This window comes from Vibrio sp. 10N.247.311.47 (assembly GCF_041467535.1).
Lineage (GTDB): Bacteria > Pseudomonadota > Gammaproteobacteria > Enterobacterales > Vibrionaceae > Vibrio > Vibrio crassostreae_C.
Window position 1 is genome coordinate 64,022 of the sequence record NZ_JBFSUR010000029.1, and the last position, 10,318, is coordinate 74,339.

General features: G+C 45.0%; 7 protein-coding genes. 5 read left to right on the plus strand and 2 right to left on the minus strand.

What is annotated here, in order from left to right:
* Nucleotides 1-53: 53 nt before the first annotated feature.
* Nucleotides 54-2,072, minus strand: a complete 2,019-nt coding sequence (rep, locus tag AB6E51_RS18155; protein ID WP_372058886.1) for a DNA helicase Rep — start codon at nt 2,070-2,072, stop codon at nt 54-56.
* A 180-nt stretch (nt 2,073-2,252) separates the two neighbouring features.
* Between rep and AB6E51_RS18160 the strand changes: the two genes are divergently transcribed.
* The 4 genes from AB6E51_RS18160 (at nt 2,253) to ubiK (ending at nt 7,464) form a co-directional block, all read left to right on the plus strand.
* A complete protein-coding gene (locus AB6E51_RS18160) occupies nt 2,253-2,834 on the plus strand; it encodes a TetR/AcrR family transcriptional regulator (protein ID WP_017629442.1) in 582 nt (193 codons plus the stop codon).
* Between the two features lie 18 nt (nt 2,835-2,852).
* Nucleotides 2,853-3,959, plus strand: a complete 1,107-nt coding sequence (locus AB6E51_RS18165) for an efflux RND transporter periplasmic adaptor subunit (protein ID WP_065677334.1) — start codon at nt 2,853-2,855, stop codon at nt 3,957-3,959.
* Nucleotides 3,960-3,970: 11 nt separating this feature from the next.
* Nucleotides 3,971-7,093, plus strand: a complete 3,123-nt coding sequence (locus tag AB6E51_RS18170; protein WP_048661258.1) for a multidrug efflux RND transporter permease subunit — start codon at nt 3,971-3,973, stop codon at nt 7,091-7,093.
* A 119-nt stretch (nt 7,094-7,212) separates the two neighbouring features.
* The gene (gene ubiK / locus AB6E51_RS18175) at nt 7,213-7,464 is read left to right on the plus strand and encodes a ubiquinone biosynthesis accessory factor UbiK (RefSeq protein ID WP_017061964.1); all 252 of its coding nucleotides are present in this window, start codon (nt 7,213-7,215) and stop codon (nt 7,462-7,464) included.
* Nucleotides 7,465-7,626: 162 nt separating this feature from the next.
* Here the strand turns inward: ubiK and ilvC are convergent, their stop codons facing one another.
* Nucleotides 7,627-9,111 (minus strand): ketol-acid reductoisomerase, encoded by a 1,485-nt coding sequence (gene ilvC / locus AB6E51_RS18180; RefSeq protein WP_017061965.1) that lies wholly within the window; start codon nt 9,109-9,111, stop codon nt 7,627-7,629.
* Between the two features lie 146 nt (nt 9,112-9,257).
* Between ilvC and ilvY the strand changes: the two genes are divergently transcribed.
* Entirely contained in the window at nt 9,258-10,148 is an 891-nt protein-coding gene (gene ilvY / locus AB6E51_RS18185; protein WP_017061966.1) for an HTH-type transcriptional activator IlvY, read from the plus strand.
* Nucleotides 10,149-10,318 lie beyond the last annotated feature (170 nt).

Here is a 10,318-nt window from a genome sequence, read left to right on the forward strand (position 1 = left end):
ACCCTATGGTCACCTTTTTATTTATCTCTATTTAATGCTTTCAGAACCAGACGCTACTTTTTGTTGAACATCGCACGAATATTAGCAATGTGTGCCTGTCCTTTTTCCATTCTTTCTTCAGCGGATTGTGGTTTCTTAACGCTTTCCCACTCCACATCCTCATGCGGCAACTCGTCAAGGAAGCGGCTTTGTGTTGGCTTAATCAATTCACCATACTGACGACGTTCTCGACACTTAGTAAAAGTCAGCTCTTTCTGCGCTCGCGTAATCCCTACATACATAAGACGACGCTCTTCTTCTACATTACCTTCATCAACACTGGTTTGGTGTGGCAAGATGCCCTCTTCAGCCCCCATCAAGAATACATACGGAAACTCTAGACCTTTCGATGCATGCAATGTCATTAATTGGACTTGATCTGCATCGTCATCATCCTCACCACGCTCCATCATATCGCGCAGCGTTAAACGTTGAACCACCTCGCGCAGGGTTTTCTCTTCTTTATCGTAGTTGTCACCCTCAAGATCGGCCACAATCCAGCTATAGAGATCAGACACGTTTTTCATTCGCATTTCAGCGGCTTTCGGGCTTGGAGAGGTTTCGTAGAGCCAATCTTCGTAATTAATGTCACGAACCAAAGAGCGAACCGCCTCAACTGTATTACCACGCTCTGCATTATCCGAGATACGAACAATCCAATCGCTGAAACGACGCAGGTTTTCCAAACCACGGCCCGTCAGCGTTTGCTCTAAGCCCATTTCGAAGCTGGCTTCAAACAGGCTTTTACCGCGCATGTTGGCGTAGCTGCCTAATTTTTCAAGCGTAACTGGGCCAATCTCACGACGTGGTGTGTTTACAATACGCAGGAAGGCGTTGTCATCATCAGGGTTCACCAACACACGTAGGTAAGCCATGATGTCTTTAATTTCTGCTCTGGCGAAAAAGGATGTACCGCCTGAGATCTTGTAAGGCACACGGTTCTGCATCAGCGCTTTTTCAATCAAGCGTGATTGGTGGTTACCACGGTAAAGCACTGCGTAATCTTTGTATTCAGTACGGTTCAAAAACTTGTGGGCGATGATCTCGCCGGTAATACGCTCGGCCTCATGCTCTTCATTCTTAGCATTCAGTACCTTGAGCTTTTCACCGTCTGGGATCTCTGAGAACAGTGACTTTTCATAAACGTGTGGGTTGTTGGCGATCAAGATGTTCGCCGCACGTAAGATTCGACTGGTTGAGCGATAGTTTTGCTCGAGTTTGATCAAGCGTAGGTTCGGGTAGTCCTCACCAAGCAGCACCAAGTTTTGCGGTTTTGCACCACGCCATGAATAGATAGATTGGTCATCGTCACCTACGACCGTCAAACGACCACGCTCTCCCACCAGTAAACGAACCAACTCATATTGGCTGGTATTGGTATCTTGGTATTCATCGACCAGTAAATAGCGGATACGCGACTGCCAGCGCTCACGCACCTCTTGATTAGTTTTCAGTAGTAATACCGGCATCGCAATCAAATCATCAAAATCGAGCGCGTTGTATGCCTTCATCTGTTTCTGGTACATCTCAAAACAGAATGCAAAAAGCTGTTCTTGTTCGCCTTGAGCTCGAGCCTTCGCCTGATCTGGCGTCAGCATGTCATTCTTCCAATTCGAAATCGCACTCATCAATGCACGCAATAAATCTTTATCGCCATCGATCTGTCTCTCTGTTAGCTCTTTTAACAGAGCTAACTGGTCTTGGTCATCAAACAGAGAGAAGCCAGCTTTTAAGCCCAGTGCTTTGTACTCGCGACGAATAATAGTTAGGCCCATGGTGTGAAACGTCGAAACAATCAGTCCTTTCGCTTCCCCTTTACCCAGAGTTTGTCCAACACGCTCTTTCATCTCACGTGCCGCTTTATTGGTAAAGGTTACCGCTGCAATATTACGCGCCTTATAGCCACACTCTTGAACCAAGTAAGCGATCTTATTCGTGATAACACGTGTTTTACCGGATCCAGCGCCCGCTAATACTAAGCAGGGGCCCGAAACATATTTCACGGCTTCATCTTGTCTTGGGTTCAGTTTCATTTGATTCTCAGTTTGGTCTAGAGGGGCGAATTCAATTGCTCGCCTATAATAATGCTGCAACAGCACGAATGCTACGTTCTCTTATACAAGATTTTTACGCTGAGTATGTAAAACTTTGTTGCACATGTGTGTGGTTATTAGGCTATAATGAATGAACGTTCATTCATTGGTGGTTGAAATATGACAACTCATGCACCTCGGGATAAACGCCAGCAAATACTTTCTGCAGCTGAAAAGCTAATTGCAGAGGTCGGTTTCCAAGGCCTTTCAATGCAAAAATTAGCCAAAGAAGCGGGAGTGGCTGCAGGCACTATCTATCGCTACTTCGATGATAAAGAGCACTTGATAGAAGATGTTCGAATGCTCGTGACTCAAAGAGTAGCTGATGCTGTTCAAGAAGGGGTTAATGATTCGGATCCAATTAAACAACGCTACCGTACTATGTGGTTGAACATATGGAACTTAGCAGGAACGAATTTAGCCGCAATAAAAAATCGAGTTCAGTATGACTCTCTACCCATCACAAATAGCCTAAACTTCAGGGAACTAGAACGTAAAATGTTTGCCCAAGTTGAGCTGCTATTTAATGAGGGCAAAGAACAAGGATTGTTTAAACCACTTAACAATGAAGTATTAGGTGGATTGAGCTTGGCGGCTAGTGTTTCTCTAGCACGCAAGCATTCTTTAGGATTTTACCAACTTGATGAGGCAGAACTAGAATCTGCAATCGAAGCCAGTTGGGACGCAATAATTAAACACTAGATCGGAGTTTTGACCATAATGAAAAAGTGGACTTTCTTCATGTTACTCATCGCTGTACTACTTTTCGGCAGCGTTATTGGGTTTAACATGTTCAAACAACAAAAAATTGCTGAGTATATGGCCAACCGCCCTGAACCAGAGTTTCCAGTAACGGTAACTGAAGTTCAGCCGATCGACTGGGTTCCAGTGATTGAAGCTATCGGCTTCATCGAACCTAACCAAGGTGTGACACTAGCGAACGAGACCAGCGGTGTTATTGACCAAATCTCTTTCGAGTCAGGTACTGATGTTAAGAGTGGTCAGCAACTGGTGCGTCTTGATTCTGACGTAGAGAAAGCAAACCTAAAGAGTTCTGAAGCTCGTTTGCCTGCTGCGAAAGCAAAATACAAGCGTTACCAAGGTCTATTCAAGAAAGGTTCTATCTCTAAAGAAGCGTACGATGAAGCAGAAGCGAACTACTTCTCTCTATCTGCTGACATTGAAAGCCTAAAAGCATCGATCGAGCGTCGTGAAATTCGCGCGCCATTCGACGGTACTGTTGGTATTCGTAACGTATACCTAGGCCAATACCTACAATCGGGTACAGATATCGTTCGTTTAGAAGATACCAGTGTGATGCGCCTGCGCTTCACAGTTTCTCAAACTGATATCTCTCGTATCAATGTTGGTCAGGCTATCGACATCTTTGTTGATGCTTACCCAGAGACACCGTTTGAAGGATCTATCAGTGCAATTGAACCAGCTGTAAGCATCCAAAGTGGTCTTATCCAAGTTCAAGCAGACATTCCAAACAATGATGGCAAGCTTCGTAGCGGTATGTTCGCTCGCGCTAACATCATTCTGCCTAAATTAGAGAACCAAGTAACTCTGCCTCAAACAGCGATTACTTTCACTCTATACGGTGACAATGTTTACATCCTGACTGAAGAAGACGGCGTTCAACGTGTTGCTCAACATGTTGTAAAAGTAGGTGAACGTACAGCTGATATTGCACACATCCTTGAAGGCGTTAAAGCCGGCGATACGGTTGTAACTTCTGGCCAAGTACGTCTAAGTAACGGTGCCAAAGTTAAGGTTGTTGAAAGTGATGCAATCACTCCACCATCTGAAACACCTAAGCTGTAACTGGAGGCACAATGCGCTTTACTGATGTTTTTATTAAACGTCCAGTTCTAGCGGTATCCATCAGCTTTTTGATTGCGCTGCTTGGCTTACAAGCAATCTTCAAAATGCAGGTGCGTGAATACCCTGAAATGACGAATACCGTCGTAACCGTAACCACGAGTTACTACGGTGCAAGTGCCGATCTTATCCAAGGCTTTATCACCCAGCCCCTCGAACAGGCTGTGGCTCAAGCGGATAACATCGACTATATGACTTCTTCTTCTGTGCTCGGTAGTTCTACTATTACCGTGAACATGAAGTTGAACACCGACCCGAATGCGGCGCTGTCTGACATACTGGCCAAGACTAACTCGGTGCGTTCTCAGCTTCCTAAAGAAGCCGAAGATCCAACCGTAACCATGTCTACCGGTTCAACGACAGCTGTACTCTACATTGGTTTTACCAGTGATGAGTTGGTGTCGAGCCAAATTACCGACTACCTAGAGCGTGTAATCAACCCGCAACTATTCACGGTAAATGGTGTATCTAAAGTCGACCTTTATGGTGGTATGAAATACGCACTGCGCGTATGGCTAGATCCATCAAAAATGGCAGCTGTTAACCTAACTGCTACTGATGTTATGTCGGTATTGAATGCCAACAACTACCAGTCAGCGACAGGTCAAGCTACTGGCGAATTCGTTCTTTATAACGGCAGTGCCGATACACAAGTATCAAACACTGAAGAGTTAGAGAACTTAGTCGTTAGAAGTGGTGAAGGTGAGATTATCCGTCTGTCTGACATCGCTAAGGTTTCTCTAGAGAAAAGCCACGACGTTTATCGTGCAAGTGCGAACGGTCAGGAGGCGGTTGTTGCAGCAATTAATGCGGCACCAAGTGCGAACCCAATCAACATCGCTGCAGATGTACTTGAGCTTCTTCCTCAGCTAGAGAAGAACCTTCCAAGCAACATCTCAATGAACGTAATGTACGATTCAACCATTGCGATTAACGAGTCAATTCAAGAAGTTATCAAGACAATTCTTGAAGCGGCATTAATCGTATTAATCGTAATCACATTGTTCTTAGGTTCATTCCGAGCGGTACTGATCCCTATAGTTACTATCCCACTGTCGTTGATTGGTGTAGCAATGGTAATGCAGGCAATGGGCTTCTCTTGGAACCTGATGACGCTACTGGCAATGGTACTCGCCATCGGTCTGGTGGTTGATGATGCGATCGTAGTACTTGAGAACGTCGACAGGCATATCAAGCTCGGGGAGTCCCCTTTCCGCGCTGCGATCATCGGTACTCGTGAAATTGCGGTCCCTGTTATCGCAATGACACTCACGCTAGGTGCGGTATACGCTCCAATCGCGATGATGGGCGGTATCACGGGCTCGCTATTTAAAGAGTTCGCATTAACCCTAGCCGGTTCTGTATTTGTATCGGGTATCGTGGCACTTACGCTGTCGCCAATGATGTGTTCAAAAATGCTAAAAGCTCACGCTGAGCCGAGCAAATTTGAGCAGAAAGTTCATAGCGTTTTGGATGGCATGACTAACCGTTACGAGCGTATGCTTGGCGCGGTTATGAACCACCGCCCAGTATTCATTGGTTTTGCGATCATCGTATTTGCAAGCTTGCCGATGCTGTTTAAGTTCATCCCTAGTGAATTAGCACCTTCAGAAGATAAAGGTGTAATCATGCTGATGGGTACGGCACCATCTAATGCGAACTTAGACTTCATGCAAAATACCATGAACGACGTAAACAAGATTCTGTCTGATCAGCCAGAAGTAGCTTACGCGCAGGTGTTCACAGGTGTTCCTAATGCAAACCAAGCGTTTGGTATTGCATCTATGGTTCCTTGGAGTGAGCGTGAAGCAAGCCAATCTGAGGTAGCAAACCGGGTTGGTGGTTTGGTGAAAGATGTACCTGGAATGGCAGTAACAGCCTTCCAAATGCCAGAGCTTCCAGGTGCGGGTTCAGGTCTTCCAATTCAGTTTGTTATTACAACGCCAAACAGTTTTGAGAGCTTGTTCCAAATTACCACTGACATCTTGACTGATGTAGCGACAAATCCACTATTCGTATACTCGGATCTCGATCTAAACTACGACTCAGCAACGATGAAAGTACACATCGACAAGGATAAAGCGGGCGCATACGGCGTAACCATGCAAGATATCGGTATCACGCTAGGTACCATGATGTCAGATGGCTACGTAAACCGTATCGACTTGAATGGTCGTTCTTACGAGGTTATCCCTCAGGTTGAACGTAAATTCCGTTTGAACCCAGAATCGATGAATAACTACTACGTACGTGCTGCGGACGGTAATGCTGTACCACTAGGCAGTTTGATTACGATTGATGTTGTGGCAGAGCCTCGCTCTCTTCCTCACTTCAACCAATTGAACTCAGCTACGATTGGTGCAGTACCTGCTCCAGGCGCTGCAATGGGTGATGCAATTGCATGGTTTGAAGACACGGCGGCGAATAAGCTTCCAAGTGGCTACAACCACGATTACATGGGTGAAGCACGTCAATACGTAACTGAAGGTAGCGCACTTTACGCGACCTTTGGTCTAGCACTGGCTATCATCTTCTTGGTACTAGCGATTCAATTCGAATCTCTGAAAGATCCATTGGTTATCATGGTATCTGTTCCACTGGCGATCTGTGGTGCCCTAATCGCTCTGGCTTGGGGTGCGGCAACGATGAACATCTACTCACAAGTAGGTTTAATCACGCTGGTCGGCCTGATTACCAAGCACGGTATATTAATCTGTGAGGTTGCAAAAGAAGAACAACTGCATCACCACAAGACTCGTATTGAAGCGGTGATGGAAGCAGCAAAAGTTCGTCTTCGTCCAATTCTGATGACAACAGCTGCGATGATCGCGGGTCTAATCCCACTGATGTACGCAAGTGGTGCAGGTGCAGCTCAGCGCTTTAGTATCGGTATCGTAATCGTTGCTGGTCTAGCGATTGGTACTATCTTTACGCTATTTGTACTGCCAGTGATTTACAGCTACCTAGCTGAAAAACACAAACCTCTTCCTGTATTTGTGGAAGACAAAGATCTAGAAAAACTAGCTCGCGTCGATGAAGCAAAAGCAGCACACAGAGAATTAGCAGATAACAAGTAATCGCTAAGTCGTAAAACAATCAAAAAGGCTACTTCGGTGGCCTTTTTTTATACGCGATAGGCGACATCTCAAGTGTGATTAAATAGAATAGTGATAAATAGTCAGGAGTTTTAATCGATATGTTTGATCCAAAAAAACTAGAGCAAATTGCTAAGCAGATCCACGATTCTATGCCTCAACCAGTAAAAGAGCTTGGTTCAGACGTAGACCAAAAAGTTCGCCAAGTTATCCAAGGCCAACTCAACAAGCTAGACGTTGTGAGCCGTGAAGAGTTTGATGTTCAAACACAAGTACTGCTTCGCACTCGCCAGAAGCTCACTGAAATGGAACAAAAACTGGCTGAACTAGAAGCAAAGCTTTCAGACAAATAGTCATTTTTTTCAATCAGTTCAAGTTCGAATAAAGGCTTACCTTCGGGTAAGCCTTTATTTTTTCCTCAATCTATCAAGCCTTCACCGGTAAAATAGTTGCAAGCATAAAAAAGCCCCGAACAAATGTTCAGGGCTATTTTTATTCAGTGATGAACTGGAAGATTAACCGCCAACAGCGATACGCTTCATGTCGCTCATGTAGCTACGTAGCTCTTCACCAATGTATTCTACAGGGTGGTTACGGATAGCTTCGTTTACTTCAATTAGCTTAGCGTTATCAACTTGGTTAGATGTCTCACCTAGACCACGGCCGATGACGTCCGTTGCTACTGAAGGCATGAACTTCTCACGTAGTAGCGGTGTTGCTACGTTAGCGAATAGGTAGTTACCGTACTCAGCAGTATCAGAGATTACAACGTTCATTTCGTAAAGACGCTTACGAGCAACTGTGTTTGCGATTAGTGGAAGCTCATGTAGAGATTCGTAGTAAGCAGACTCATCAATGATGCCTGATGCCGTCATAGCTTCGAATGCTAGCTCAACACCGGCACGAACCATAGCAACCATTAGGATACCGTTGTCGAAGTACTCTTGCTCTGAGATTTCTACGTCAGAAGCTGGGTAGTTTTCGAATGCAGTTTCGCCTGTCTCTTCACGCCAGCCTAGTAGGTTCACGTCATCGTTCGCCCAGTCAGCCATCATTGTGCTAGAGAAGTGACCAGAGATGATGTCATCCATGTGCTTGTTGTAAAGCGGACGCATTAGGTCTTTAAGCTCTTCAGAAAGCTCAAACGCTTTAACTTTAGCCGGGTTAGATAGGCGATCCATCATGTGAGTTACGCCACCAAACTTAAGTGCTTCAGTAATCGTTTCCCAACCGTATTGTAGAAGCTTGCCTGCGTAGCCAGGTTCGATGCCATCAGCAATCATCTTCTCGTAAGATACGATAGAACCCGCTTGTAGCATGCCACAAAGGATAGTTTGCTCACCCATCAGGTCAGATTTAACTTCTGCTACGAAAGAAGACTCTAGGCAACCTGCACGGTGACCACCAGTACCTGCAGCCCAAGCTTTAGCGATATCCCAACCTTCGCCTTTAGGGTCGTTTTCTGGGTGAACAGCGATAAGTGTTGGTACACCGAAGCCACGTTTGTACTCTTCGCGAACTTCAGAGCCAGGACACTTAGGTGCAACCATTACTACAGTAAGGTCAGCACGTAATTGCATGCCTTCTTCCACAACGTTGAAGCCGTGAGAGTAACCAAGAGCAGCGCCTTGCTTCATTAGAGGCATTACTGTTTCAACAACGTTTGTGTGTTGCTTATCAGGAGTAAGGTTGATTACTAGGTCTGCTTGAGGGATTAGCGTTTCGTAGCTACCCACAACAAAGCCGTTTTCATCAGCATTTTTGAATGATTGACGCTTTTCATCAATTGCCGCTTGGCGTAGAGCGTAAGATACGTCTAGACCAGAATCACGCATATTTAGACCTTGGTTTAGGCCTTGAGCACCACAACCAACAATTACGATTTTCTTACCTTCAAGGTATTCAGCTTCTGTCGCGAATTCTTCACGATCCATAAAGCGGCAACGACCTAATTGGTCTAGTTGTTCACGAAGGTTTAATGTATTGAAATAGTTAGCCATTCTAGGGCACTCCTTTAAAAATAAGTCCGTAAGGTCGATATCTCTCTATCGAATGACTTCATACTAAAACAGACACTCCGTTGCTGAAAGTGATATATTCACAATTAGTTATTGCAATAAATGCAACATGGAAACGATCGCAGAACATGAACATAAAATCTCTACAATTATTTATACATTTATGCGACAGCAAGAGTTTCAGCAAAACCGCAGCTGCTATGCACGTCAGTCCTTCAGCGCTGAGCCGTCAGATACAAAAGCTTGAAGAGGAAACAGGACAAGAACTGCTAATCAGAGACAACCGCAGTGTTGATCTTACCCCAGCAGGAAAACACCTATTGCCTGTAGCATTGAGCATCGTGGGAGAGTGGCAGCAATATAACCTTCACCTGAAGGGCGGAGAGCAAGAACTTAAAGGTGAGATCCGTATATTTTGTTCAGTAACGGCTAGCTACAGTCACCTACCTGAACTCATAACCGAATTTAGGGCTATTCATCCGTATATTGAATTTAAGCTCTCTACTGGTGATCCAGCTCAATCCATCGACAAGATCTTAAACGATGAAGCGGATATCGCGATTTCAGCAAAGCCAGACATCCTTCCTTCAAGGTTAGAATTCGAAACCATCAGCGATATTCCACTGTCAGTCATCATTCCATCTGGTGTGAGTAGCTTTAGCCAACAACTGCAATCCGATAAGCCAAACTGGAATGAAGTGCCCTTTATCATCCCAGAAGCAGGAACAGCGCGTGAACGAGCCAATGCATGGTTTAAAAAGATGAAGATAAAACCCAACATATACGCGCAAGTTTCTGGCCATGAGGCGATTGTAAGTATGGTGGCACTAGGATGTGGAGTTGGCATCGCACCTGATGTGGTCATAAACAACAGTCCAGTAAGAGATAAAGTTAGCCGCTTAAAGATAGAACCTATCAAGCCATTTGAGTTAGGCGTATGTTGTAAGCGAGCACAGCTAGATAACCCTCTAATTCGAGCGTTCTGGCAAGTTGCAGAAGGGAAATATTTAGCGGACTAGTCGTCATTGTTTTAAATACAAAAAAGGGAAGAGCACGTCAGTGCCCTTCCCCTTTTATTTATGTATATCGCAGATAAGAACAAAGCCCGCTGATTTCTCAGCGGGCTTTCTAATGGTGGTGGAGGGATAGGGATTTGAACCCTAGAACCGCTATTAACGGTTGCCGGTTT